Source organism: Arthrobacter sp. ERGS1:01, assembly GCF_001281315.1.
Taxonomy (GTDB): domain Bacteria; phylum Actinomycetota; class Actinomycetes; order Actinomycetales; family Micrococcaceae; genus Specibacter.
Window position 1 is genome coordinate 630,443 of sequence record NZ_CP012477.1, and the last position, 26,059, is coordinate 656,501.

Sequence of the window (26,059 nt, forward strand, 5' to 3'; positions counted from 1 at the left end):
AGGGCAAGCAGCAGATGCTGGGAGCGGGCAACCGCGCGGATCGCGGCGGCCAGTTCCGGGGCCAGGCCGGTGTCAGCTGTCATCGCGCACGGCGTCGATCTGCAAGGTGGCCAGGAAGTCCTCGCTCCAACGCTGGACGTCGTGCGAGAGGATTTGCTTGCGCATGGCCCGCATGCGGCGGCTGGATTCGGTCTTGGGCAGGTTGATGGCGCGCACGATCGTGGCCTTGAGCCCGTCGATGTCGTGCGGGTTGACCAGCAGGGCCTGCTTGAGCTGGTCGGCGGCGCCGGTGAATTCGCTCAGCACCAGGGCGCCGGTGTTATCGCCCCGGGCGGCCACATACTCCTTGGCCACCAGGTTCATGCCGTCCCGCAGGGCCGTGACAAGCATGACGTCGGCCGCCAGGTACAGCGCCACCATCTCCTCCACAGGGTAGCTGTGGTGCAGGTAGCGGACGGCGGTGTTTTCGATGGTGTCGAACTGGCCGTTGATCCGGCCCACCGTGCCCTCCACCTCTTCGCGCAGGTGCCGGTAGCTTTCCACGCGCTCGCGGCTGGGGCTGGCCACCTGGATCAGGGATGCGTCCTCCACCTTGACGATGCCGTCGTGGAGGAGTTCGCCGTAGGCCTTGAGGCGGTGGGTGATGCCCTTGGTGTAGTCGAGCCGGTCGACGCCGAGCAGGATCGTCTTGGGGTTGCCCATGTCTTCGCGGATCTGCCTGGACCGGGCGATGATGTCGGGGCGGGCCGCCAGTTCCTGGATTTGGCCCACGTCGATGGAGATGGGGAACGGTTCGGCCCGGGAAATGTGGCTGGTGCGGCCGTCGTCGGCCCTGACATGGACCTGCTGTGCCTTGACGCTGGCGCCGAGGAAGCGGCGGGCTGAGCGCAGGAAGTTGGCCGTGTCGTTGGGGCGTTGGAAGCCGATGAGGTCCGCGCCGAGCAGTCCGTCGATGATGGGCTGGCGCCACGGCAGCTGGGCGAAGATCTCCGGCGGCGGGAACGGGATGTGGTTGAAGAAGCCGATGCGCAGATCAGGGCGGAGTTGGCGTAGGTAGCTCGGCACCAGTTGGAGCTGGTAGTCCTGCACCCAGACGGTGGCGTTCTTTGCGGCGGCGCCGGCGGCCGCCTCGGCGAAGCGCCGGTTCACCAGGCGGTAGGAGTCCCACCAGGTTCGGTGGAATTCCGGCGGCGCAATGACGTCGTGGTACAGCGGCCAGAGCGTGGAGTTGGAGAAGCCCTCGTAGTACAGCTCTACTTCGTCGCTGGAGAGCGGGACGGGAATGAGGTCCATGTTCTCGTGGTGGAACGGCTCCAAGGTTTCGTCGGGGGCGCCGTGCCAGCCCACCCAGCCGCCGTCGCGGGCGGCCATGACCGGGGCCAACGCCGTGACGAGACCTCCCGGCGCTCGCCGCCAGCCGGCGTCGTCCGTGCCGTTGGACACCCTGTCCACGGGCAGGCGGTTGGAGACGACCAGGAAGTCCGAGGCGCCGTGGACGGGCTCGGACTGACTTGTGCTGGCAGAGGTTTTCTTTGGCTGTTTCGACTCCGGCAAGGAGAACTCCGTTGGTTGGCGGGCTTTGAGCCAGCTTAGCGGGTGGGGAATTAAGCCGGACAAAAATGTCCTGCGTGAATTGCGGGCCGTGTTGGGTCAAGCTTTCTCCAAGGTTTTTCGCATAGGGTTGATGATTAGTTGCCGTCGCACGGTTCTTTCCGCCGTGCCCACCGACCTGAGGAACTATGAGCCCCACTAACGATCCCCGGCCGTCCAAGGCCGAACGCACCGCACAAGCGCGCGAAAAGGCCCGACTGATTCGCGAAGCACAGCTGAAGAAGGAAAAGCGCAACAGCTGGCTGATCCGTGGCGGGGTTCTGCTCGCAGCCGTGGCGATCGTGGTGATTATTGCGATTGTGGTCCTCCAGACCAACAAGAACAACGAGCCCGTTGCCAGCACCGGCCCCGTGGCGGCGAACATGAACTCCTATGGTGGCGTGACCGTCGGCAAGAAGGACGCCGTCATTCCGCCGACCACTACCGCGAAGACCGTGGACATCAACTCGGTTGGCGCGCTGCCCACGGCGAAGCCGGACAAGGCAACCGGCCTGGACGAGATTGGCATCAAGGCCACGGCCAAGGGCCAGCCGGTTCAGACGGTCATCTACCTGGACTTCATGTGCCCGGTGTGCAACAACTTTGAAAAGACGTACGGCGATGCCCTGAATTCGTTGCGCGAAGAAGGCAAGATCACCGTTGAGTACCGCCCGCTGGGCTTCCTCGACACGCTGTCCTCGGGCACCAACTACTCCTCACGCGCGGGTGCCGCGGCGGCTTGCGTTGCCGACCAGTCCCCGGGCAGCTACAAGAAGTTCCTGGACACCTTGTACGCCAACCAGCCCGCAGAGAACAGCAAGGGCCTGGACAACGCGACGCTGGTGAAATACGCCACCGAATCAGGTGCCGCGGACATCAGCAATTGCGTCAATAACAAGACGTACAGACCGGCCATGGCCTACACCACCGCCCTGGCCACCGCCCATGGAATCACGGGTACGCCCACCGTGTTCATGGACGGCAAGCAGTGGCAGACCGGCACCTTCGACGATTTCTACAAGGCAGCCCTCGCAGCCAAGTAGTTCTTGAAAACCGGCCCGCCCGTGCGTTCTCCACGCAGGGGAGGGCCGGTTTTTATTTTCGGCGCATAGGTACGGTAGCCTTGTCTAGCGCTTGATTGCGTTTGCCTCCTTAGCTCAGCTGGCCAGAGCACCGCTCTTGTAAAGCGGGGGTCGTCGGTTCGAATCCGACAGGGGGCCCAGAAAGCCCGGAATCTAGCGGTTCTCGGATGTGTGAATGGCCCCGAAAGGGGCCATTTTCGACTTAACTCATACTTAACTCATACTTTTGGGTCATCCTTTTCATCGTTTTCCGTCCCGTCCACCTCGGCTGCTTGGGCTTGTTCAGCCGCCGATGGAGCCTCGTCCTCCGTTGGTTGAGCTTGTCGAGATCCGTCTTTTGGTTTGAACGCATCCACCACCGACCTGGTGTCGAGGGCCTCGCGAAGCTCTTCAATGTAGTGCTCCTGGGTCATGGACACCTTAGAGTGGCCGGCTTGGTATGCAGCGGCCTCGGGCCCCAAGGCCCTGGCAATGAGGGTTGCGTTGGCTTTTCTGAAGGTTTTCAGTGTCACCCATTCGTATCCCAGCGAATCTGCGACCTTGCGCCACAGCTTGCCAACGTTGTTTGCGTCGCACACTGTCCCGGTTGACGAAGGAAAGATCAAGCTCAGCGGATTTGGCAATCCAAGTCTTTCTTGGCGTTGCCTGCGTTCCCGCAGCTGCTCCACCAGGAAGTCCGGAAGGGTGAGGTGGCGGATGCCGTGCTGAGACTTTGGATGGTCCTGGATCCGGACACCGCCGATGCTGGTTCGGATGACCGTGGCATTGATGAAGACCGTGGGTGGATCAGCGTCCAGGTCCACGTCGTTCCACGTGAGTGCGAAGAGTTCTCCCGGCCGTGCACCAGTGGCAACCAGGAAGTCGGCAATTTCATGCAATTCTTGGGTGCGTGGCCGGCCAAGGGCCGGCGTTGTTTCCCAGCCGATGAGTCTTTCCCGCAGATCTTGGTATTGCACAGCATCCAGGGCCTGTGGTTTCGCGGTCTTGTTCCGCGGAATTGAGACGCCGATGACCGGGTTGACCGTCACTGCATCGTGGCGGAGGGCAACCTTGAACATCCACGACATGACAGCACCGCAACTTCTGGCGGTTGAAGGACCCGCGTCTTCCACGAGCTTGCGGATGAAGTTGTCAATGACGCCTGAAGTGGCCTCACTAACGCGGACCTCCCCGATGGCTGGGGCGATGTACTTCTTGACGCAGTACGAGTATTTGTCCTTGGTGCGGTCTGCCTTGTCCGACGACTGCAGTTCTACGAGAAACACCTCGATGAGTTCGTTGATCCTACTTCTCGGATTCACCAACCCGTACCGCGGCGTCTTTCGATCGGCAAACTTTTGTAGCAGGTTCCGGCGTGCCGCTGCGGACGATCCTCCGCGAGCTTCGACGATCCGTACCTTGCCGTCCATGTCCCGATACTTGGAGCGTGCATTCCAGGTGCCGGCCGCGATCCGGCTTACCTTTATGCTGCCCCACGTACCGAGCGGCAGCGGTTCCCTGGCCATTTCTGGTTCCTGGTCCTGCGTCGTTATGGATCAGAACGGAGCACGAGCCAGGCCTCGAAGTCTGCCTTGCTGACGCGCAAGTGCTTGCCGATTCTGTAAGCATGCGGTCCAACGCCACGTGACCGCCACTGGTAGAACGTCTGCAGCGGGATCTGCAGCTCGTGGCAGATCTCAGTGGGCGTGAGCCACTCCAATACTGTTGCTTGCGTAGTTATGACTGGAAGATCCTGCTTGTCCATGATGGCCTCCATGTGTTTGGTACTTGTACCTACTCCATGGTGTTTCAGCCCAATTACTACGTGACCAAATGGCTCTCGGCCAATTTGGCCTGGTTGAGCACCTTCATTTACACGCTGGCGGTAGAATCTATCGTGGGGTCCAGTACTCAAGCCTGTGATTCTTCAGACGAGTTCCGGACCCCACTTGAGTTCGATCTGTAGTACCGCGTTGACTGAGGCTCATTGGACAGCGGCGATCCACGATCCATGGCAGCCGCGCTCCGTGGGTATGGAAGGGCAGTATCGGACGTTGCAGAGATCTGCCGTTGGTGGCGGATCAGTACCAGCTCTTGCGTAGACGGCGCCACCAAACGACGCATTGCGTTGCGCTGATGTGGGTGTCCTACAATCCTCGATCATTTCGGGCTGCTTCGAACCCCTCAGCATGGCAGGCGAGCCACCTTTCGAATTCAGCCCTTTCGATACGAAGCAGCTTGCCGAATCGGTACGCGGGTGGGGCGACGTGCCGGGCACGCCATTGGTAGAAGGTTTGCTTCGGTATGCGTAATTCGTCGCATACTTCTTGCGGCGACATCCAGCGGTTGACCCCACGGGGCATTTCCGCTTCGGGAGCGATCTTGGTTGTCATGGCGAGTTCTCCTTCCATTGAGCTGACTTGGCGAACCGAGGACAAGGTTGGCCGCAGCTTTGGTTGTTCATGGGAGAAAGCCTCACTTACAACGTTGCCATCAAGTTCTACCAGTCCGTTGCACCCATTTCATGCGCTGCCAAGGCCAGCGCGTCCTGCAACTGCCCAACATCCACCGTGAAGAGGCTGGACTGTTCCTCAGGCACAGAGACAGAACGGAGCACAAGCCGAAAACGTTGCAATTCCCACAACTGGTGGCGTACCAGGCTTGGCGGAAGGTCCAGAAGCTGGCAGATGCTTTGCACATCAAGTGGGCAACTGATTCTCAGTATTCGCAGCAGTTTGGTGTTTGTTGGATTGAACAGCAATACGGACATGATTGGATCCATCCCCGGCCACCTCCTCCGGCATGATTCTTGATTGAACATGTTCAATGCAGGCTGTGCAATGGAAATTTTACGCCTCATCAACACCGACGCGGAAGTGTTGGCGCCGTATCAAATCAGTAGTCTTCAATCGCTCCGCCTCCCCTGAATGGCGGATTGCTCCGAAGCTGCGCTCTCTAGGATCATTGCCGCCCAACGGCATGGAGCGGTTCCTTGCGAGCCGGTGTACCGACGCGAAATACTGGAGCTTGAGAGCACAGGTCAGACGGGCGTGCGGGCCCTTTCAAGCTAGGAGCAGGAATTGGCTGATGACACTGTCGATCCGGGCGACGAGCTGTCAGCCCAGTTCATTCTCGCTCGCCGGCTGAACCTCTTGTTGGACGTGGTGGTGGCCGAGCGGGGCTCTCCTATGACGTTCCTGGAGCTGCAACAGAAGTTGGCAGAGCGTGGAGTGGCATTGTCTCGGGGCCGGTGGCAGTACATGAAAGATGGAACTGACCGTCTGGTAACGGATCCGAAGCTGCTGACCGCGATCAGTGAAGTCTTTGGAGTCGACCCTGCCTATCTCCTCGGTGATGAGGATTCAGGACTCCCCGAACAGATTGACTCCCGGCTTGAATTCCTTAAGGCGTTGAGAGCTGCCAAAGTAAAGTCGTTCGCCGCCCGAGCGCTCGGGGAAGTCTCTCCTGAAACCTTGCGAGCCATCACCGAGTTCCTGAACAACGACATCGGTCTACACCAAGATAAATCAGCCGCTACTGGTCAAGAAGATAGCGGCGATGGGCCGCCATCAGCTCCCTGATTCGGGCCTTGTTCGTTGAATATCGAGGGGCTCGCCCGTGTCTTTGTCCAGGTTCACGGTCGGCCGTGATGACTCCTGCGTCCTCCAAGATAATGAGGTGCTTGGCAACGCTGGGTGCCTCTGAACTAACAGCCGCAACGATGTCGCCCCTGGTGGCAGGTGAATGGTGCGCCAAGTAGCGCAGGATCTCGTTGCGCGCTCGGTTGCCGAAGGTGGCAACAGCAGCCTCGATCTCAGGGGACCAGTCGGCGTCGGCCGGTTGCGTAATGTGCGGCATGCCACCATTCTGCCTCAAAGATATCCACAAGTGAACAAAAATATCTTGACAATAATTATGCGTGCCTTAACACTGGAAAGATAACAACATGCCGGGGCGGCCGCCAGATGTTCATCGTGCTGCTTCTGATCTGGGAGACCAGATCGCTTTCGCGTCCGCCTCAGTGCGAGAGGCAGAAAGTACCACCAACGGCGCCAATCTCGACGCCGCTCGTCGACAATCATCACCGCTCGAGAATGGTGAAGATGATGGGCCTCAAGTCCAGAGAATTACAGCCACAAATCCAAAACATCAGCATTGACGTCGCATTGGATCGTCCGCCGGTTCCAGACATCCCCATTGACCAGCTCATGCTGGCCGTTGAGGGTATTCGTCCGTTTGTGAAGGCGCGGTTGTTGCGCATCGGACGCATCGACGACATCGACGACGTCATGCAGGATGTGCGCGTCGCCGCGTGGGAAGGACTGGCCAAGCAACGTTATCGGCAAATGCCCGGCGTCACGTTCGGTGCTTGGGTCCAGGGAATTGCCGTGCACCTGTGTGCCGACCACATCCGTCGCACGCTCGCCCACCCGTGGATGCCCTTGAACGCGGATCCCGATGTTTCACCTGTCGCTCCAGTTGATTTTGCGGCTACTGAGAGCAGCGAGCGGATTGCAGAGCATGAATGGGCAGTCGAGGTTCTGACGACTGTACGTCAACATGTGACCGCCGAAACGTGGGAAATGGCAGTGGCGTGCCTAACCACGCCGAGCCATCGCCAGCCTGGCCACAAGGCAGGGTGGGACGAACGGAAGGGCTGGCAGGCCGTCACAGTCCTCCGCCAGACAGCCGCGACCGTCCGTGCGGCGATGGATGTGGAGCCAGTAACGCTGTCAAGTATGGCTGCAATAATTGCCGCTGCCGTGTGCTGTTTGCCGACTGTGCTGCTGCAAGTTGTCGCCGAACGCTTGGTCTTGACCGGGGTGCGCGGCGCTGACAGGGCGGCCAAGGTCACCGAGCTCTCCGAGGAGACAGGCCTCAGGAAAAGCTACATCGAGGGTCGCATCACCCACGCACGCCGGTTGTACGGCGCCGCCTTGGAAGTGCTGGAACACACTGCGTCCAAACAGCCCGCATCTCAACAGATAGATTCCAACACGTTGGTTTCGGCGGGCGCTCAGCCTATGTCGTAATTCCGCTCCGCAACCATGAACATGGTGAGAGGGGTGCCCCATGTCCCAAATTGCCAGAACAGTCCGACGGTTGGCCCGACGCCGCAGGTTGATCGTACTCATCGCCGTATTGGCTGCGTTGATCGCTGCAACGGCAGTTGTCTTTGCAACCAAGCCGGCGGCGACTGACTCGTCGGCGCCACCACCGCCAGCCACAGTATTGGCGACGGCGCCCGCAACCCGGCCTCCCGCCGTCGTTCATCCAAGGTGGGATCCAGAACCGGTGCTGGCGCCGGATGAGCCCAACACGGCGAACTACAAAACACTGGCCAAGGCTGCTGCGGAGATGATTTACACATGGGACGCCAGGAGCTCCACGTTCTCGGCGGTCTATGAGCGGGTGCGGTCGTGGTGGGATGTGTTGCCTGACGGGTCCAACCCGTTGACTGTTCTGGCCCAGGAATTTCAGGCTACCGGGGTGACGGCGGCGTCGTTCGCCTCGCTTTCTGGGATGCAGGCCTACCGTACGGCCACCGTCGCCAGCTCGGCCTGTGACGGCCAGCTGGCGCAGGTCAAGGCCCATCCGGCACCATGGGTGGGGCTGCATGTCTGCACTTTCACGCTGAAGGTGACCGAACACCAAGCCGGCGGTGACAACTCCTACAGTGCGCCCGTGAGCGTGATGGTCAATTGCCCGCCAGCAACAAACGCTCCGGCTGACCGGTGTGTGATGGTGGGGTTCTATGCCTCGCCCGATCGAATCGTGTACTGATGGCCGTCCCGGCGTTGCTGTTGGCTGTGACCAAGCGGCGTGCCCTGCTGAAGGTCGTCTCATCGGTGGTTGGCGTCATGGTGCCGGTGTTGATAATGGCCATGTGCGGCGGGTTGGCACTGGTCGCCGCGGCCAGCCAGGAAAGTACGACGGCGTGCCTCACCAGTGCGTCAACCGTTGCGATCACTGCGGCCCAGCCGGCAACGGGCGTGGGACTGTCGATTCCATCCGCGGCAGGGCCCCCGATCCTGTTGACCTCGGCGCAAGTGAAAGTTGCCCAGGCTTTCATTGAGGTGGGCAAGCAGCTGTCGGTTTCGGATGCCGGCCTGCAGATTGCCATCATGGTTGGGCTGCAGGAGTCCGGACTACGCATGCTTGCCAACAGCTCGGTTCCGGCGTCGTTAGCGTTTGCCCACGACGGAGTCGGGTCGGATCATGATTCGGTGGGATCCGCCCAGCAGCGGCCGTCAGCCGGCTGGGGGAGTGTGGCGGAGCTGATGAGCCCTGTCTACGATGCCCAAGCATTCTTTGGTGGCACAAGCGGACCAAATCACGGTTCGCCGCGCGGGCTGCTGGACGTTCCCGAATGGGCGTCCATGAGCAAGGGTGAGGCAGCACAGGCCGTCCAGGTATCCGCATTCCCGGAGCTCTACGCCCAGTGGGAAGGTGAGGCCTCGTCGATCGTTGCAGCGCTCAAATCGGGTACGGCAGCGCCGTCGTGTTCTACAGATCCCGGAACCACAGGCACGCCAGACCTGCCGGCCAATCTGAGCCAGCTGAGGCGCGACATCATCCACGACGCCCAGGAAGGGGTTGGCGGCACCTATGTTTGGGGTGGAAGCGCGTTCAAGGCGTGGGATTGCTCCGGATACGTCCAATGGATCTACGCACAGGTAGGGATCCAGCTGCCGCGGACGGAACAGTGGCTGGCCGGCACTGCGACGTCGACGCCGCAGCCCGGAGACCTGGTCGTGCAAAACCCCGACGGCCCCAACCATTGGGGACACGTCGGGATCTACACAGGAAACGGAATGATGTATAGCGCATTGAACCCGTCTGTTGGGACGTTGTTGCATCCGGTTGCGTGGAATCCTGGGGCGGAGTACTTTGATCTACTGACTAGGTAATCTCTCAAAAAACGATGCTGGGGTGAATCTTTATCACGCTTGATTGAATTTGTCTGTGTGTGAAAAATGCGCCAAGGTGCCCCAGCTTTGTCCCGGATCTACGAATGTGGGCGCATGCATAAAGTAACAAACTCTGAGAACGCTACAAGTAGCAGTCCCTCATCCGCAGAGCCATCGAAGGTTCCTAATTGACTTTTTGCAATGGCTCCAGCCAAAGTGACGTTCGCCGTGTTATTTTGCTCGGCTTCGATCTGGCGCAACAGCAAGTCAATCGTGTTCGTAGCGTCCGGTCTTGGACCAATCACTTCAATTATTTTGCCCAGGCTATGGAGATCTGGGGGCCGTAGCTCGGGATAAGTTCCCCAGCCTTCTGGACGAAGTCTCTCGAGTTGAGTCAACCAAGGAATTCTTACAAGTTGGCTGACCAATTTCTCTGCGGCACCGTCGAGTGTCGGTGACGGTCGAAAAGTGAGCCACTTTGACGGTTGAAAACTGAGCCACCTGTTCTGGACGATTGGATGGGTGATTACGGTGGAAGATTGGGCGTTGATTCGACGGTTGCATCTCGGTGAGGGCGAGTCGATGAGATCGATAGCGGAGCGGTTGGGGATCTCCAGGAACACTGTCGCGAAGGCGGTGAAGTCTGGAGGGCCTCCCAGGTATGAACGGGCCTCTGGGGATTCGGCGATCAAGGCGATGGAGCCGCGAATCCGGGCTTTGTTGGTTGAGAATCCTAGGATGCCCGCGACGGTGATTGCCGAACGGATCCAGTGGTTGGGGTCCCCGGCGTGGTTGCGTGAGAATGTGGCTAGGATCCGTCCGGAGTATGCCCCGTCGGATCCGGCAGACAGGATTAGCTACGCTCCAGGGGATCAGATCCAGTGCGATTTGGTCTTTCCCGCGGTGAAGATTCCTTGTGGTGCTGGTCAGGGACGAGTGTTCCCAGTGTTGGTCATGGTCTGTTCTCACTCACGATTCATCATGGCCATGATGATTCCGTCGCGGACTACTGGGGATTTACTGGCCGGGATGTGGGAGCTCCTTGGTGGTTTGGGTGCTGTTCCGCGGCGGCTGATTTGGGACAACGAGACCGGGATTGGCCGGCGCAACCGCTATGCTGCGGGCGTGGCCGGGTTTGCCGGTGTCTTGGCGACGCGGGTCGTGCAGCTCAAGCCCTACGATCCGGAGAGCAAGGGCATCGTGGAGCGGGCCAACGGCTACCTTGAGGGCTCCTTCTTGCCGGGTCGGTCCTTCACCTCACCGGCGGATTTCAATGACCAGCTTGCCGTGTGGTTGGGCAAGGCGAATACCCGTTTGGTTCGCAGTACCGGGGCACGACCGGTGGAACGGCTCCCCACTGATCGTGCGGCGATGCTCGCATTGCCGCCGGTAGCACCAGTCATCGGGTTCCATTCCAGGGTTCGCTTGCCTCGGGACTACTACGTCCGGGTGGCCGCCAACGACTACTCGGTGGATCCACAAGCCATCGGACGCTTCGTTGATGTCACCGCTGATCTGGAAACCGTCAGTATCAGCCTCGGCGGCAGAAATCTCGGCACTCATCAACGATCCTGGGACCGCGGGCTGACCATCACTGATCAGACCCATGTTCAGGCAGCGAAGACACTACGGCTGGAGTTTCAAAATCCTGGATTGGCCGGGACCGGAACCGTCAATGACCTCATCCGGGATTTAGCCGAGTACGACCAAGCCTTTGGTGTTGTCCTCGATGACGGGAAGATCCCCTCATGAGCGCTGCGAAAGAAACCGCTTCGGAGATCGACTACTACGCCAAGGCTTTGAAGGCGCCCCGGATAAGAGACTCCGCCGCCCGACTGGCCGAACAGGCCAGGGACATCGGGTGGTCCCACGAAGAGTATCTCGCTGCCGTCCTGTCTCGGGAGGTCTCTGCTAGGGAGGCCTCGGGGGCAGAGATTCGGGCCAGGGTAGCCGGTTTCCCGGCCAGGAAATCATTGGACGATTTCAACTTCGAGCACCAGCCGGGCCTCAAGCGCGACACCCTGGCGCATCTAGCCACCGGAGCGTTCCTGGCAGAAGCCTCCAACGTGGTGCTGCTCGGACCGCCAGGCACAGGAAAAACCCATCTCGCAACCGGTCTCGGGCTGCGGGCCACCCAGCTTGGCCACAGGGTGCTCTTTGCCACAGCGACCGACTGGGTCACCCGGCTCGGGACCGCTCACCAAAACGGCCGGCTCCCACAAGAACTGGCCAAGCTCAGACGCTACGGGCTGATCATCGTCGATGAAGTCGGCTACATTCCCTTCGAGCAAGACGCAGCGAATCTCTTCTTCCAACTCGTCTCTTCCCGCTACGAACATGCCTCACTCATCCTGACCTCGAACCTGAGCTTCGCCCGCTGGGGTGAGGTCTTCGGCGATCAAGTCGTCGCAGCGGCAATGATCGACCGAATCGTCCACCACGCCGACGTCATCACCCTCAAGGGCTCCAGCTACCGACTCAAAGACCACCAAATAGATTCGCTACCCTCGACAAGACCAGAGAATACGGCAGAATAGTCCCATCAACGTGGCGCAATTTTCACCCCACAAAACGGCTCACTATTCGACCAGCACCGACAGAATCGACTGGGACGGTGGATAGGACAGCGATGCCGTTGTTCACGATGTGTCCCTGTGTCGGGTCGGGGAAGACATGGATATTGCGGCCTGGAATTTCCCGGAGTAGGTCATCTATGAGTTTGACTTGCCCGTCCGCCCTTGAACAGAAGACGTCATTGATAAATTCTTGCACCGCATTGTCGTTACGTAGCGCAAGTGTGGAGAGTCGACTGGGCTCGTAGTGTGCTGCGGCTGAAAGTCCAGCCAATTGGACCATGCGATTTATCAGCCTTTCGGACGCGGGTTCTCCCAGACCTGTAAGGACCGGTGTGCTTGTAATCCGAGCCTGCGTTAGCTTCCTCGCTGCGTCTTCAAAGTTCATGGACACCGCTGCTAGATTCGTGTTCGTCGTCATGGAGGCAAGAGCCTGGGCGACTTTGTCGAGGGCGTCTACTCTTAGACCTGACTCTCGTTCGAGTGAGTCTGCTATTGCATGAGATTCCGGAAGCCCTGGGTCCCGAGTTGGCGGTTCAGGCTTGAGTAGTGCAGCGTGGAGTTTGGCCGCATCGATTTGGGCTATCCACGCGCCACGGCGCCTCGAGTTATCGTGCGGATTTAGTCTATTTACTGCAGCGTCGGCGAGGGTTGTCAACTCTAGTGCTAGTTCGACTTGCGCTGTCAGTGCTTCCGTCCACGTATCGGCCGAAGTAAGCCGACGAATCGCTGCACTGAATCCAACATTGCGACGCACCCCAGTACGGCTGGGGAAGCTGGCTGTCGGGATGGCACGTTGGGCAAAATCGAAGCCATCGATCTCCAACGGTCGCCCTGTCGGGGATATCGTGCGGACCGTAACGGTTTGCGCATCAGGGCAGGCGCAAGCGAGCCTTTTGGCAAGTGCGATAGCGATGCCTTCGACCACATCATTGCTAACTTGGCCAGGCGACTCCCATGGCAGCTCATCACCAATATTCTCGACGGTGAGGGCTTGAAAAACTGTGACGCTTGGACCATCTGCATCAATTTCCAAGTTGATTGCCCAAGGCTCTGTCCGTGCGATCACGTCCGATCGACTTCGCATGGTGCCGAGGATGGATTCTATGTTGCCATCAGATAGGTGCACATAAAGTGCCTCGACCAGGCGTGCCCAAAGCGTTGCTCCTTGCCTATCATTGGGCAGTGAAACACTTGCCAATATTTGCGTGACTTCCTCGTCATTAAATGAGATCTTCTCGCCGACGGCCTCGACCAATCGCACGAAATTCGCTAAGCCGTTGGTGCTGGCGAGAGACGAAATTCGGTCACTTGTCAGCCCGGAAGTCACTAACGTCAATATATCGTCACGGCGGTCGGGCATAGCAGACGTGACAGACCTAAACGAGCCGACTATCTGCCGGCTGAACGAACTACTGTCCTGGCGATATAGGTTTTGGTTCCGGATCCCATAGGCCAGTGGAGCGGCTTGAGCGACCGTCAACCCTTGAGGACGCCGCTGGTGGAGGGCCGGAAGGCAGCTTTGCGCGTATATCATGTTGTCGGCACGCTCAGCGCCTTCGAGCACTTCGGCCATTGCGCCAGCGTCATTAATTTCTGGGCTGGCAATGTGTTCACCGAGTGACTTCGCTACTTCGGGTGCCCATTGAGGAAATTGCTCAGCAGTCCGGCGCAACAGCCAGCTGGCTTCTCCGAGCGATAGGCAACCAGTCACGGCGCATAGCGTATCCCCGAAAGTAGGTGGTGGTGACTCGTGAAGCGCATCAGCCAATGTTCGGGATCGAAGTTCGTGCAAGCCGCGCCATGAAGTGCCATCGAGAATTACGATGTGCTCACCGCGGAGGATATTTAACGCATCGCCCACCCTGTCAGGATTCGTACCTGGTAAGAGTAGGGATCCAAGTGCCTTCGCTTTGATTGAGAATCCAAGGCTGTGCGCTACGGAGATCAAACGGGCTGCGGAACGCTGTAGTTCGCGCCCTGGCTCACTCAGGTGTGCCGCTTGCTCCGCAATAATGAGACTCAATCGTTGTCCCCTCAGCAGTAGCGCCAGATACTCCATCAGGAGGCCATCGGATCGTTGGAATGCCTCTAGGGGGGCCATGGCCTGTGTTAGCCCTGTTAGTGCCAGTCTTTCGGCAATATGTTGAGCCGTAGTTTCATCGAGTGTTGGTTGCACAATCCGGGCACTGCCTCTCGCGAGGCGTGGATGAAAGTCCTCCGCCCTGCAAGCTCCAAATAGAATCACGAAAGGTAGTTCACGCAGCCTATCTACAGCATCTGGCCAGCGATCCATGTGCGGTCTACCCAGATTGTCAGCAACTACGATGACCGGAGACAGCTCCGTTGCTCCGGCCAGCTGTACATGACGGCGCAATAGTTCTACATCTGCATCACTTTTTACGCGCTGAACACGGATCACGCGCGATCCAAGAACGGCGTCACGGGCAGCACGCCAAAGAAGCACTGACTTGCCACTACCTGATGGCCCTGACAACAATACGTAGCGTTCTTTTTGTGCGGCCTCGATCATCAGCGTCATCTCTCGAGGGCGCAGTACATCTAAGCCTGCAGCAACATGTGCCGGGGCCCCGTCAACACCGAGGTAGAACTGGTCCGCACCAAGCGCTGACGGGGTAATGAAATCTGCTGGTGCGCAAACACCGGACGAAACAGCGGCGTCGAGGCCTGATATATCGACACTTGACTGAACATTTGTGATTAGCGAGTCAAGATCCGCAAGATCAAGCGATTGAGCGGATTCCAGAGAGGCCAAGCGTTGGTTCGCGGCCATCTTGCTTAGGCGCGAGTGTAGTTCACTAACAACGAGTGATGCCACCGCCGCATGCAGGCCCAATTCGTCTCTTAGCAGCTGTTCACTGGACACTCGGAGATTCCACGGTAGCTGAACGATCCTCGAGGTGTGAATGATGTCAGCGGCGCGTTCTGCGGAGAGTCCTTGGGCTATCAAGCGTTGATGCAACAGAGCAGCCGCTGTCGGTGATGCGTCACGTATCGTCAACTCCCACCCGGTGAACTTTAACCCCGACCCAAGCTCACCATCGGTGACAAGAACAATTGATTTTGCCCCTGTTGTCCGATGAGATTCAGAAGCGTGAGCCAATGCTTCGGCAACGGCTGCAGCTGCCATCCGTCCCGCACCAGCACCTTTCTCCTTCACTTGAATTAGCGTCAACGAGCCATCTGGAGAGACACAGTCGATGTCCTCAAAACCTTCTGGAGTGAGTCTTGCAAACTCAGCATCACCGACACGAGATTGGACGAGGAGGTGTGCGGTCACGGCGATTTGCCACGTGACACCAGCCACATTTCGAGCGCCTTGGCGAAGGTCTGCCCACAGTTCTGCCGTGGCGTTGTCTGACTAGGCGAAACGAGCGTTGTACTGGTTTGCAGTCTCGCCTGGGTGGTGACCTTGCGAATTTGTGGCCTTTTGTGTTTATGGTCTTTAGTCACGTCGCCTCCCGTTGTGTCGAGATTTCTTTCGTCTGCCATGGTTTTTCTGCAGCGTACTTCACCACCTCACGGGTGAGTCATTACTCGGCTGTCCCGTAAATGCCGCGGCGGAACCGCCGTGCCATTACCATCCGGGATCCCGGAGGTCAGCCACGCGAGAATGGATTCACTGGGTGGTGTTCGTTGATCCTATCGGCGAAGAACACTTTTACCCTAGCCCCGCAGGCGTTCCTCGACGAAATCAGAACGGGGGATTCGAGAATCTCAGCAAGAAGCGATCGGCTTTTTGGAAAGGATGATCAGCTGTCCTATATGGCACTTCCACACGTCGTTTAGCTCCTCCGCGCACCATGAACATCGTGAACCCTTCCTTAAGACGATGGGAGGTAACGATAGGAGTGCACGATGTTCCTGGCAGCGCCGGTGGATCCCGGCATCACACCTAACACGACGTTTCCGTTTCTTGAGTCGCTGAAGGAGATTGGCGGCGGCATCCTGGTCGGCGCCTTCATCATCATCGCGATCGTTGCCATTCTCGGCGCAGCAATGCTGCTGGCCGGCAAGTTGAGCCAGTCGTCTCGGCTGGCCTCCGGCGGAGGCATGATCCTCCTCTGGACAGGACCGGTGGCTGCCATTCTGGGCGGCATCAATGGCTACATCCTCTGGTCGCAGACCGCGTTTCATCTCGGCTTTTAGGCATGCACCATGCTGCCTATGATCAAATGCCAGGCCAACGGGTGGTGGCCGCCCGGATGCGGACTTATCTCCCGAACCCAAGACGCCGCGACCCAAACCATCACAAACATGTTTGCGGGCATTCTCGAGAGCATGGCTTCATGGATGTGGTCGTTCATCTCAGGGGCATTTGGCGTTTCCGACCTCGGGCCTTCTGACTGGACAGCAGTGAGCGGCATGACCAACTGGTGGATCGTGGTGATGATGACCCCGCTCGTGGTGGCCATGATCTTGCAGCTCCTGGGCGGAATGATCAGTCAGCAGCCGCGCCGAATTGGACAGGCCGTTATCGCTGGCGGAATCGCCGTGCCAGTCGTCATCGGTGCCGTGAGCCTCATGCAAAAGCTCACCCAGTTCACCGATTCTGCATCCGCAGCCGTCCTCCAGACCTTGGGATCGGATCCCTACGTCGTATTTATGCGGCTCTTCGGATTCACCAGGGCGCCGGCAGGCAGCGGACACACATGGGATCTCATTTCCATGGCCAGTCCCGCCACGTCGGGCCCCGCCGGCCCGGTGATCGTCACCGTTGTCGCCGTGGCGCTGGTTTGGGTGCTTGCGTTCGTCCTCATGTGCTCGATGATCTTCCGCTCCTTCGCACTCCTGGTCCTCGCCGCTACAGCCCCTGTCGCCATCATGCTTATGCCGTGGGAACACACAAGGTCGTGGACTCGCCGCTGGTGTGAAACCGTCGTGGCGTTGTTGATCGCCAAGCCGCTGGCGGCAACGGTGTTGGCTGTTGCAGTCAAGCTCTTTGCTGATTCAACATCATTCGCAGGGCTGGCTTCCGGTGCTGTCGGCATGCTGCTTGCCTGTGCTGCGCCGCTGATGGCGCTGCGGCTGGTGAGCTTTGCCGGTGGCGAGCTGGCCGCCGCTGCCCAAGTCGCCGGCGGTGGACACGTCCTGTCTCGCAGCGGCAGTTTTGCTGCACGGCAAGTCAGCCGGCAGGTTGGAGGCAAGCTGTCACTGGCGAGCTTGTCGTCCCACAAGCCAGCTCTCGTCCAATCCAGAGCCGAACCCACCATCAAAGATTTTCAAACTGGTGGAAATTCCAGCGGCAAACAGATGGTGAAGAACGACGGCGGCCAGCCAGTTCCCAGCGCAGGGAACCAACCGCAGGGTTCCGAAACAAAACCCTATGGGCAGCCGTACATCAAGCGTGCCGGCACGCCGCATCGTGATCCCAGCAACCCTCCTCCGGGCAAGCAGCATACACAAGATGTAGTGCCACAGAAATCGCCTAGCGACTCTGGGCTGGCACCCACACCGCAGCAACAGCATGGGGCTGCAACCGCCACACAACGAGCCCCAGACCCAAAGCCTGCGACACCAACACAGGCTCCCAAATCACAAAACCAAGCGGCACCGCGGCCATCCACACAGCCGCCGCAGCGACCCGTGCCGCGACCGCCAAGAATCAACCCGGAAAGGGAAAAAGATGTCTGAGAATACGCGCACTTTGCAAGCGGTGAAGTTTCCCCGGTACGAACGCCATGGGCTGTTCATGGGGCTCCAGTGGTACCAGCTGGGGCTCGTTGGCGCCGGAGTGTTGGCAGGGACCATCGCCTCGGCAACGGGAGGCCCGGCAGCCTTGATCATCACAGCACCCGTGTGGCTGGGCCTGATCCTGTTCGGTGTGCTCCAGTACCAAAGGATTCCCTATCCAGTCTGGGCCTACGCCGCGACGGTCTTCCTCTGGCGCCAACAAATGGGCCAGACCAAGTTCCTGGCCAAGCCAGAGAAGCCCAGGCCTGCGGGCCAGCTGGCTCTCCCCGGCGGGCTCGGCAGTCTTGAGCTGCGACAGACCAAGGAAGGCGCCGCGTTTGTCGTCGACCGCCAAGGGCATGAAGCGATGGCGATCCTGCGCTGCACAACAACATCTTTTGCCCTGCTGGATGATGATGACAAGGCCTACGCAGTTCAGGCATGGTCCCGTGTACAAACGGCAATGGCGCAGCGGCCCGCCGTCGCGCGGTTGTCGATTCAGGACTACACCGTCCCGTATCCGTCCACTGCGCTGCGTGAGTTTTATGACCGGGCCAAGACTCCGACACGCATCGAAGACGTGAGGTGGGGCGACAAGTCCTATCTGGACCTCATCGCGGCTGCCGGTTCGACCATGATTCATGAACTCCTCGTCTGTCTGGTCATCGACACGGCGAAGGCACGGAGGCGCATCCGCGACGCCGGCGGGTCATTGGTGGGAATGGAACACGTGGTCACCTCTGAAGTTGATGCACTGACCTCGGGCCTCAAAACGCATGGCGTCAGCGTGGATGAGTGGCTGCCCGGCAACAAGCTCACAGCCGTCATGCGGGGCGCCTTTGACCCGGATGCCGTCACCAGGCTCGCCGCAGTGAAGCAGGGAACCGATGACGCTCCTCTGAGCACGGGCCCCATGGCTGTGGAGGAACATTGGTCGTATCTGCGCACGGATTCCGGTTTCCACCAGACATTCTGGGTCGCAGAGTGGCCGCGGCAGCAGGTGTTCCCCGGGTTCCTTCACCCCGTGGTCTATGTGGGCAACTTCCGGCATACCGTCACGGAAGTCATTCGGGCCATTCCCACCGACCAGGCGCTGCGCGACATCCGTTCGGCCCACGAGGCCCACGACACCCGCCGTCGCATCAACGCCCGATTTGACCGGCCCCTCACGCGTGAGCAGCGCGCCGAGGAGGAAGAAGTTACCCAGCGGGAGGACGAGATCGTTGCCGGTCACGGCGATGTCCGCCCCGCCGCCTACGTCACCATCACGGCGGACACCCTCGATGACCTGGCCCGCTATCGGCAGGAACTTGGATCTGCGGCCGCAGGTGCCTTCGTCGAGCTGCGGTTGCTGGCGGGACAGCAGTGGCCGGCGTTCGTCGCCGGGGCGCTGCCGCTGGGGAGGGGATTGAAATGAGCAAGCATGTACAGCACGTCAGCATTGTCCCGGCAGGAGAGTCCCGTTATGAAAGAGACGCACGACGGCGGAGCGAAGGTTCGCCGTCCAGCCCACCTCAGCCTTCCCTGTGGGAACGCATCGCCCACCCTGTAGAAGACGGCACTCGGTCGCGCTCGCAGAGTGACTGGGGAAAACGGGAGCCGTCGGCGTTACGTGGACCGCACCGGCTGCGGCCTGCACCGCACAGGGCATCAACCATGACGTTTGCCGCGGCCTATCCCTTCTTGACGGAGTCGGGGCTGGGGCATGAAGGCACCTACATCGGCACCGACGTGTTTGGTTCCGGCGCATTCTCTTACGACCCTTGGATCCTGTACGACAAAGGGGTGATCAGTGGGCCCTCCATCGTGGTGATCGGGACTGTTGGCACAGGGAAGTCCATGTGCGGCAAATCCTTGGTCGCCCGGTCGGTGACGCTTGGCCGCAAGGCTGCGGTGGCTTCCGATCCCAAGGGGGAGTGGGTTCCTGTCGCTGAAGCATTGGGCGGGAAAGTCATTTCCGTGGGGCCGGGCAAGCCGGCTCGGGTCAACCCGCTTGATGCCGGTGCACGGTCCCAGCTGCTCTCAGACGAACAGTGGCTGGCAGTAGTCCGGCAGCGACGCCGGCATCTGTTGGTTGCCCTGGTCTCACTGATGCGGCAGGGCCAGCCCATGAACCCGGTGGAACACACCGCACTGGACATGGCACTGACTGATGCAGTGGCGGCCAACAGCACGCCGACACTTCCCATGGTCCTGCAGTACCTGCTCAACCCGACCCCAGCGACAGTGGCACTGGTCGGGCGTGACGGTGGGACCGGCGTCGGACATTCACTGCGGCGCACCGTGGCAGGTGACCTTGAGGGCATGTTCGATGCACCATCGACGGTCGCCTTCGATGCAGATGCGCCCATCATGGTCATGGACACCTCGGCACTGATCGGGGCCTCGGAACAGGCACTGTCTCTGGCTGCTGCGTGTGGTGCGACGTGGCTGGAAGCGGCCGTGACGAATCCAGACGGTGCCAAGCGGATAGTTGTCTATGACGAGGGCTGGCGGATGCTGGCCGACCCGTACATGCTCGCCAAGATGAGCGAGCAGTGGAGGCTGGCGCGCACCTATGGGATCGCCAACCTGCTGATCATGCACAAGGTCGCTGATCTCAACGAGATTGGGGACGGCAGCAGCGGACTGCGGCAAAAGGCGCTGGGCCTGCTGACGGAGGCGGACACCCGCATCATCTACCGGCAAAAGCACGACGCCATGAGGCTGACCAAAGACGCCCTGGGGCTCACCGAGGCCGAGTGCGAGCATGTCGAGAATCTGCCCAAGGGCATGGGGCTGTGGAAGGTTGGCAACCGCTCGTTCATTGTCGCCAACCGCATCACCACGGATGAGATGGCCGTCTTCGGCACCGACGAGGGGATGCGATGATGACGCGCCGATTCGATGACGGCAACCCCCTCCTGAGTGCCGCACTGATAGCTTCTGCCGCCTACCTGGGATTCTGCTTCTTCGTCCAAAGCGCCGCAGCCGCAGTGGTCGGCTGGGAATGCCACGCCGCCGCGTCCTGGACGTTCAGCCCCTCCGCCGGAATCGGGATGTTCGCAGGACAGCTGAAGTGGATTGTAGATCCGCCCGGCCAATGCTCCGTCAACATCGGATCTGTGTGGCTGATCGTCGCCCCCGCGCTCGCAGTTCTGGTGATTCTTGTGGCGGCCGGATATTTCCTGTGGCGTGTGTGGCGGCAATCCGGGTCATGGTTGAGAAAGGACATTCTCAGCCGTGACGGTGTCGCCCGCCGGGCAGAAGTGGTGCGTGACTTTGGCGCGCGGGCCGTTGTGAAGAGAGGGAAGTTCACCCGACCGGGACTGGCAAAGCCTCGGATTGAGGAAGTCTCCTGGACCGTTGGCCGGTCACGAGGGGCGACTGTCCATGTGTCCACGGAAGAATCCATGGTCATTCAGGGCGCGCCGCGCTCCGGCAAAGGCTTGTACGTGATCATCAATGCCATTCTGGATGCACCCGGGGCGGTCGTTACTACTTCCACCAGGGCCGACAACCTCGTTGTGACCATGAGGGCGCGGGCCTCTGGGGGACGTCCGGTGACGGTGTTTGACCCGCAAGGCATGTCGGGACTGCCCACAACGCTGCGGTGGTCGCCGGTCCGAGGCTGCGAAGACCCAGACATAGCCACCCGCCGGGCCTTGGTCATCACGGCGGACACTGAATTCAAGGGAGAGAACGCCGCGTGGCAGAAACGCGCCGTCATCGTCCTTCAATGTCTGTTGCACGCAGCGGCACTGTCCGGAGACGGCGTGAGGGTATTCCGACGGTGGTCATCCAGCCCGATTTTGGCCATGGAAGCACTTGCGTTTCTGGACCGGCCGGAAGCCGCACTGGGCTGGCAAGCCGATCTCCTGGGAATTATCGACGATGACCCCCGCAACACGTCCAACTCGTGGATCGGGGTCAGCGCCGCCGTCGCGCCTCTGTCATCGCCGAAGGTCCTGGCAGCGCTTGACCCGCACGGCGAGGCAGAGCAGTTCGACCCGAAGGAATTCATTCGGCAACGAGGCACGCTGTACCTGATCGGCACCAAGTCGGGCGCTGCTGCTGCCGGGCCCTATCTTTCCGCGTTGATTGACGACATTGACTATGCAGCCAGGGAGATGGCCTTTGTCGCGCCGGGCGGCCGGCTCGACCCGCCGCTCTCCCTGATTCTGGATGAGATAGCGAACCTTTCGCCTTGGCCAGGCCTGCCGGTGGTGCTATCCGACGGCGGCGGGATCGGCATTTCCACCATCGTGGTTCTCCAATCCCTGTCCCAGGCACGTTCTGGCTGGTCGATTGACGAAGCAGCAACCATCTGGGACGCGGCAATCATCAAGGTCATCTTCGGTGGCGGGTCCGACGAGCGGGACCTGCGTGCCCTGGCTGGATTGATTGGCGAACGGAGCACCACGGTCAACACCCGTTCCTGGTCATCCCAGGGGCGGCAGGACGGTGAGCAAATCAGAGAGTCGCCGGTCATCCCTCTGCATGAGATCCGGCGGCTTCCGGCAGGAACGGCAATCATGCTTGGCCGGCGCACCCGCCCCATCCTGCTGGATCTGACGGAATGGCACAAGCGTAAAGACGCCGCTCAACTGGGCGTCTCGAAGGAAGAAACAGAACGCGAGCTCGCAGCCGGCCACCGGCTTCGGCAGGCAGCAAGCCTGAACACCGATCTGGAAAGTTGAGAGGAGACAACCATGGACGAGGAAGAATCCTTTGAATACACGGTAGGCGGGGGAGCGGAGGACGAGTTTGCTGCGATGCTGTTCGGCTCCACCGAAGGCAGGCGCTCAGGCCGTCTTCCCGTGACCTACCGGTGGCGGGACATGGACCCGCGCACGGCAGAAGCGGTTTGGAAGCACCTGGGCCATTGGGTCCAATGGCTCGTGGACACTTACCATCTGCCCACCTCCGTGATCCCGGACTGCTGGTGGAAGCACAGCGACATCGTTGCCGAGCTCTATGGGCTTCAACGCGCTGAGCAGGCCTCCTACACCGAGGACGACGGCGGGTTCGGTCCCATCACGTTCCACGAGCGGCTCACGTCCAGCATCGATCGCATGCGTGAACACACCAGAACGGCGGGATGCGTGGGGCTTCAGGCGCACAGGGATCCTGCACGCAGGACACTGCCTTCGGATGGACCTGGGCGCCCCAACTGGGCTCCGGATTCAGACGGTTGAGGTTTCAACATGCTGTTCAGCGCTCTCGGCACCATGAACAAGTATCCGGTGCAAAAGAACCAAGCGGATGTGATTGTGGAGGTAGTGGCAATGAGTGCAGAATCGTTGGAATCCGATATTGATCTTGGCAGAGGTGTTGCGGAGCCCCACATAGCGCCACCACCAAGCCATCTGGCACCGGCAGAACGAGTCGAAGCGCTGACACAGGGGCTCGTCGATCTGCTGGACCAAGCCGTCAACGAGCCATGGAGATGGCAAAAACTCCTCGACAACTCGGCCACCCTGTGGCGCTACTCCGGCGGCAACGCGGCCATGCTCATGGCCCAGATGCAGGAACGCGGCAAGGAACCACCCACGTTGGTAGCAGGCTACAAAGAATGGCAACGGCACGGACGCTATGTGCTCAAGGGCGAACACGCCCTCTGGGTCATCGCACCGATCACCGCCAGGGCAGACACAAACACAGATGTTGAGGCGGCGGGGCCGCAAACATCCGCTGCGCTGGGTGAGCTTACGGACCGTAGCCGGATTCGCATCGTCGGCTGGCGGGGCCAGGCAGTCTTCGACGTGTCCCAGACCGAGGGCGAGCCACTGCTGGTACCACGCGGCAACGCCAAACATGCAGTGGATCCGGGTGCCGACCACGAAGAATTGTGGGCATCATTGGTCGAGATCGCAGGAAGCCGCGGATTCGCCGTGGAACTATCTGACAGCCAACATTCTCTGGCCAGTGGCTACACGAACTTCACATCGCACCAAATCTGCGTCGGGGAATGGATTGAACTGGATGACAGGCTGGCCGTGCTCGCTCACGAACTCGGCCACGTCATGCTCCACGGCCCCGATGATGCTCTCGGCCGGCTTTACGGCAGCAGCGCCGAACACCGTGGACTTGCCGAGGTCGAAGCGGAATCGGTCGCGTACACCGTGCTGAAGGCTCACGGCATTGACCGAGGACCCCAATCCTCCAGCTACCTGGCTGGATGGGCCGACGCCGTCATCGCCGCTGAAGCCGACTCAATCGTTTCGCCAACAGCCGGATGCAAGCTGTTATCTCGGACCGACATCGCCAAATCGGTCCTCGGCCGTGTGACCTCAGCTTCGAAAAGTATTGTGGAAGGCACTGGCGCGCCCGGATGCGGCGGCCGTTTATCTGGTATCAACGCGCAACCAAGCCTAAAAATTGATGCGACCTCGGCTCGAGGTCTGGGACCAACGGGTAAAGCCTTCGGACTCCCGTCTTACTGATTGAGCGATTGTCAGTTCTCTCTGTCTTTCCCTTCGAGGTTTTCGTTGCCTTCGACCCGCCGAAGCAGCCGCTCGGCGATTCCGATCGACACCTTGTCGCTCATGGAACGTGCACGCCCCATAGCCTCGGTGCCGAAGCGCTTGGTGGCGTCTACCCCGTCGGTTCCGGTATCACGTACTTTTCCAGTGGTGGTCTTGGCTAGGCCGAGTGCGTCATTGCTGAGACGTCTGGTTGCTTCAACGCCGTCGGAGCCAGTTTCAATGACCTTGTCACGAGCGTCTGCTGCTGCCTCTACCCAAGTCTTGGCCTGGACGGATTGCCGGCCACCGTCAATGCCCAGACAGTTGTGGAACTCGTTCAGGGCAAGTTCAACCTTGTTGCTGGAGTGCACCACGGAACGTGCAGTTGTTGGGTGAAGGAGGACCTTGGTGTTAGCCCATCCAGCGGCATCATTCATCCGCGCCAACAATTGCTCTGTTCTCAATGTGATTTGCTCAAGCCGGTTCTGCCGAGCAATGCGGAGCCCGTTTCGGTGACTTTCCAACTCCTCAGGAGACGCATCCAGTATTCGGTCCAGTTCAAGGACGGCGAGGGAATCATAGAGTTGGAAGCAACGGGCCAGCACGGCAATCCACTCTCGTGCCTTGGGCTCCGTTTCCTGAGCAAGTTTTGCTACATCACTGACCTTGGACTTTTTCTCCAGCTTTTCCGCGAGTGCATCCAGCTGAAGCAGGGCGTACATCTGGGTGCTGGCAACAGTCTGTGAGGAACCCTGAACTTTGGACCATGTAACCTCGGATACGCGCCCTACCGCATCGCGCGTGGTAATTGCGTCATCCACCACCAACCCGACGCCGATCATCTCGGCTAGGACGGCGTCTTTTTGGGCGCGAAGGATGTCATCTACTTTTTCATCGATGAGTGCCAAATAGTCGGTGATTTCATCCATTGATTGCTGCATGGCGGCTTGGGACATCAGGCCTGCAATGCTGGTAAGGGCTGCAGGGTTTGTGAGGAGGCCTGACGGGGCCTTAGTTATTTCAAGGATGCCGGAGATCTTTCCGTTCTTCATGAGGACGGTACGGCTGAAGGCTGCTTCCGAGCCTTTCATCAGCTCAGTGGTCTTGAGCGCTTTGGCGGATTTTTCGGTCAGTTCGACCCATCGGCCGGCGTTCGCAGCGATCTCAGATCCAGCATGCAGGGCTCCGGCGCCGGCGCCTATTGCCGCACTCAGACGGGTTAATCCGAGGTCTCGGGCTCCCAAGCCTTCAGAAGCAAGAAAGCGGTCGATTGCCGCCGGATCGCCAATGAGCGCCACGCCATCTTCATCTCCAACAAGCTCGATCGCATCATCCACTGCAGTCTCCTCTAGCACCGTGAGGATCGCTCCCTCAAAGTGGCTGGAACTACTCCCAACCGGCGCAATACGCTGCACCACAATCAGCATATGGCAAGGGCCGGACATCACCTCGGTCCGGCGGATTGAGTGAGAGATTGAGCCTGCATTGGAATCGCACCAAAATGGGCAATGTAGCCACGGATGCTCAGGCCGGGATGTTCGAAGCGCGGTCCAACTGTTGCAGGTAGAGCTTCATCACCAGTCCACCATTGGCGCGATGGCTCTGCAGTCCGATTCGGCGATCCTGTAGGTCGGCGGCCAAGGCTGGCCAATGTGGACCTGCCCAGGGTCGGGTGTGATGAGTATGACCGATCCTGGCCAATATGTTCCGCCTTTTCCCTCGATCCAGGCCGGTTGCGTGTAGCCGAACTGGCTCCAATTGATGGTTGCCCAAGCACCTGTGGG

Annotated in this window: 23 protein-coding genes and 1 tRNA gene; 15 read left to right on the plus strand and 9 right to left on the minus strand. The window is 59.9% G+C overall.

The window, feature by feature from the left end; all coding sequences use genetic code 11:
- Positions 1 to 72 precede the first annotated feature (72 nt).
- Complete coding sequence (locus tag AL755_RS02800; RefSeq protein ID WP_054009607.1) at positions 73 to 1,554, minus strand: alpha,alpha-trehalose-phosphate synthase (UDP-forming); 1,482 nt, start codon at positions 1,552 to 1,554, stop codon at positions 73 to 75.
- 185 nt (positions 1,555 to 1,739) lie between these two features.
- Between AL755_RS02800 and AL755_RS02805 the strand changes: the two genes are divergently transcribed.
- On the plus strand, positions 1,740 to 2,633 hold the full coding sequence (locus AL755_RS02805; protein ID WP_054009608.1) for a DsbA family protein: 894 nt from the start codon (positions 1,740 to 1,742) through the stop codon (positions 2,631 to 2,633).
- 103 nt (positions 2,634 to 2,736) lie between these two features.
- Positions 2,737 to 2,810, plus strand: a tRNA-Thr gene (locus tag AL755_RS02810).
- Positions 2,811 to 2,890: 80 nt separating this feature from the next.
- Here AL755_RS02810 and AL755_RS02815 read toward each other — a convergent pair.
- The 4 genes from AL755_RS02815 to AL755_RS02830 form a co-directional block, all read right to left on the minus strand.
- On the minus strand, positions 2,891 to 4,177 hold the full coding sequence (locus AL755_RS02815) for a site-specific integrase (protein WP_054009609.1): 1,287 nt from the start codon (positions 4,175 to 4,177) through the stop codon (positions 2,891 to 2,893).
- A gap of 23 nt (positions 4,178 to 4,200) precedes the next feature.
- Positions 4,201 to 4,416, minus strand: coding sequence for a helix-turn-helix domain-containing protein (locus AL755_RS02820; RefSeq protein WP_054009763.1), 216 nt, complete (start codon positions 4,414 to 4,416; stop codon positions 4,201 to 4,203).
- A gap of 382 nt (positions 4,417 to 4,798) precedes the next feature.
- Complete coding sequence (locus AL755_RS22125) at positions 4,799 to 5,044, minus strand: helix-turn-helix domain-containing protein (RefSeq protein ID WP_237762419.1); 246 nt, start codon at positions 5,042 to 5,044, stop codon at positions 4,799 to 4,801.
- Positions 5,045 to 5,151: 107 nt separating this feature from the next.
- Positions 5,152 to 5,421 carry a hypothetical protein gene (locus tag AL755_RS02830; protein WP_054009611.1) on the minus strand — a complete coding sequence of 90 codons (270 nt, stop codon included), beginning with the start codon at positions 5,419 to 5,421 and terminating at the stop codon, positions 5,152 to 5,154.
- Positions 5,422 to 5,731: 310 nt separating this feature from the next.
- On the opposite strand from AL755_RS02830, the gene AL755_RS02835 reads away from it, so the two are divergent.
- Positions 5,732 to 6,232, plus strand: coding sequence for a hypothetical protein (locus AL755_RS02835; RefSeq protein WP_192841601.1), 501 nt, complete (start codon positions 5,732 to 5,734; stop codon positions 6,230 to 6,232).
- Here AL755_RS02835 and AL755_RS24435 read toward each other — a convergent pair.
- Positions 6,186 to 6,509: an ArsR/SmtB family transcription factor gene (locus tag AL755_RS24435; RefSeq protein WP_082368829.1), complete on the minus strand. Its 324-nt coding sequence runs from the start codon at positions 6,507 to 6,509 to the stop codon at positions 6,186 to 6,188. The two genes, AL755_RS02835 and AL755_RS24435, sit on opposite strands and share 47 nt — an antisense overlap.
- 245 nt (positions 6,510 to 6,754) lie before the next feature.
- Here AL755_RS24435 and AL755_RS02840 point away from each other — a divergent pair, with 245 nt between their 5' ends.
- Genes AL755_RS02840 through AL755_RS23840 form a run of 3 tightly spaced genes read left to right on the plus strand, consistent with a single transcriptional unit; the run spans position 6,755 to position 9,562 of the window.
- Positions 6,755 to 7,684: an RNA polymerase sigma factor gene (locus tag AL755_RS02840; protein WP_160318823.1), complete on the plus strand. Its 930-nt coding sequence runs from the start codon at positions 6,755 to 6,757 to the stop codon at positions 7,682 to 7,684.
- Positions 7,685 to 7,724: 40 nt separating this feature from the next.
- On the plus strand, positions 7,725 to 8,435 hold the full coding sequence (locus tag AL755_RS02845) for a hypothetical protein (RefSeq protein WP_150116983.1): 711 nt from the start codon (positions 7,725 to 7,727) through the stop codon (positions 8,433 to 8,435).
- Entirely contained in the window at positions 8,435 to 9,562 is a 1,128-nt protein-coding gene (locus tag AL755_RS23840; RefSeq protein WP_054009614.1) for a C40 family peptidase, read from the plus strand. The genes AL755_RS02845 and AL755_RS23840 overlap by 1 nt, the downstream gene beginning before the upstream one ends.
- Before the next feature lie 98 nt (positions 9,563 to 9,660).
- On the opposite strand, the gene AL755_RS23090 is transcribed toward AL755_RS23840, so the two are convergent.
- Complete coding sequence (locus tag AL755_RS23090; protein WP_150116984.1) at positions 9,661 to 9,960, minus strand: hypothetical protein; 300 nt, start codon at positions 9,958 to 9,960, stop codon at positions 9,661 to 9,663.
- A gap of 133 nt (positions 9,961 to 10,093) precedes the next feature.
- Between AL755_RS23090 and istA the strand changes: the two genes are divergently transcribed.
- Both istA and istB read left to right on the plus strand, forming a co-directional pair.
- Complete coding sequence (gene istA, locus AL755_RS02855; protein ID WP_237762458.1) at positions 10,094 to 11,314, plus strand: IS21 family transposase; 1,221 nt, start codon at positions 10,094 to 10,096, stop codon at positions 11,312 to 11,314.
- Positions 11,311 to 12,099 carry an IS21-like element helper ATPase IstB gene (gene istB, locus AL755_RS02860; protein ID WP_054009615.1) on the plus strand — a complete coding sequence of 263 codons (789 nt, stop codon included), beginning with the start codon at positions 11,311 to 11,313 and terminating at the stop codon, positions 12,097 to 12,099. Before istA ends, istB begins: the two co-directional genes overlap by 4 nt.
- 22 nt (positions 12,100 to 12,121) lie before the next feature.
- Here the strand turns inward: istB and AL755_RS23095 are convergent, their stop codons facing one another.
- A complete protein-coding gene (locus tag AL755_RS23095; RefSeq protein ID WP_150116985.1) occupies positions 12,122 to 15,436 on the minus strand; it encodes a hypothetical protein in 3,315 nt (1,104 codons plus the stop codon).
- Between the two features lie 578 nt (positions 15,437 to 16,014).
- Between AL755_RS23095 and AL755_RS02865 the strand changes: the two genes are divergently transcribed.
- The 7 genes from AL755_RS02865 (at position 16,015) to AL755_RS02900 (ending at position 24,254) form a co-directional block, all read left to right on the plus strand.
- Positions 16,015 to 16,305, plus strand: coding sequence for a hypothetical protein (locus AL755_RS02865; RefSeq protein ID WP_038466388.1), 291 nt, complete (start codon positions 16,015 to 16,017; stop codon positions 16,303 to 16,305).
- Between the two features lie 9 nt (positions 16,306 to 16,314).
- On the plus strand, positions 16,315 to 17,790 hold the full coding sequence (locus AL755_RS02875) for a type IV secretion system protein (RefSeq protein WP_082368830.1): 1,476 nt from the start codon (positions 16,315 to 16,317) through the stop codon (positions 17,788 to 17,790).
- Positions 17,783 to 19,246, plus strand: a complete 1,464-nt coding sequence (locus AL755_RS02880) for an SCO6880 family protein (protein WP_054009618.1) — start codon at positions 17,783 to 17,785, stop codon at positions 19,244 to 19,246. Before AL755_RS02875 ends, AL755_RS02880 begins: the two co-directional genes overlap by 8 nt.
- 239 nt (positions 19,247 to 19,485) lie before the next feature.
- Positions 19,486 to 20,700: a hypothetical protein gene (locus AL755_RS02885; RefSeq protein ID WP_054009619.1), complete on the plus strand. Its 1,215-nt coding sequence runs from the start codon at positions 19,486 to 19,488 to the stop codon at positions 20,698 to 20,700.
- Positions 20,697 to 22,508: a type IV secretory system conjugative DNA transfer family protein gene (locus tag AL755_RS02890; RefSeq protein ID WP_054009620.1), complete on the plus strand. Its 1,812-nt coding sequence runs from the start codon at positions 20,697 to 20,699 to the stop codon at positions 22,506 to 22,508. The genes AL755_RS02885 and AL755_RS02890 overlap by 4 nt, the downstream gene beginning before the upstream one ends.
- A 12-nt stretch (positions 22,509 to 22,520) precedes the next feature.
- Positions 22,521 to 23,006: a hypothetical protein gene (locus AL755_RS02895; RefSeq protein WP_054009621.1), complete on the plus strand. Its 486-nt coding sequence runs from the start codon at positions 22,521 to 22,523 to the stop codon at positions 23,004 to 23,006.
- Between the two features lie 9 nt (positions 23,007 to 23,015).
- Positions 23,016 to 24,254, plus strand: a complete 1,239-nt coding sequence (locus AL755_RS02900) for an ArdC-like ssDNA-binding domain-containing protein (protein ID WP_054009622.1) — start codon at positions 23,016 to 23,018, stop codon at positions 24,252 to 24,254.
- A gap of 11 nt (positions 24,255 to 24,265) precedes the next feature.
- On the opposite strand, the gene AL755_RS02905 is transcribed toward AL755_RS02900, so the two are convergent.
- The gene (locus tag AL755_RS02905; RefSeq protein ID WP_054009765.1) at positions 24,266 to 25,612 is read right to left on the minus strand and encodes a hypothetical protein; all 1,347 of its coding nucleotides are present in this window, start codon (positions 25,610 to 25,612) and stop codon (positions 24,266 to 24,268) included.
- Positions 25,613 to 26,059: the final 447 nt, after the last annotated feature.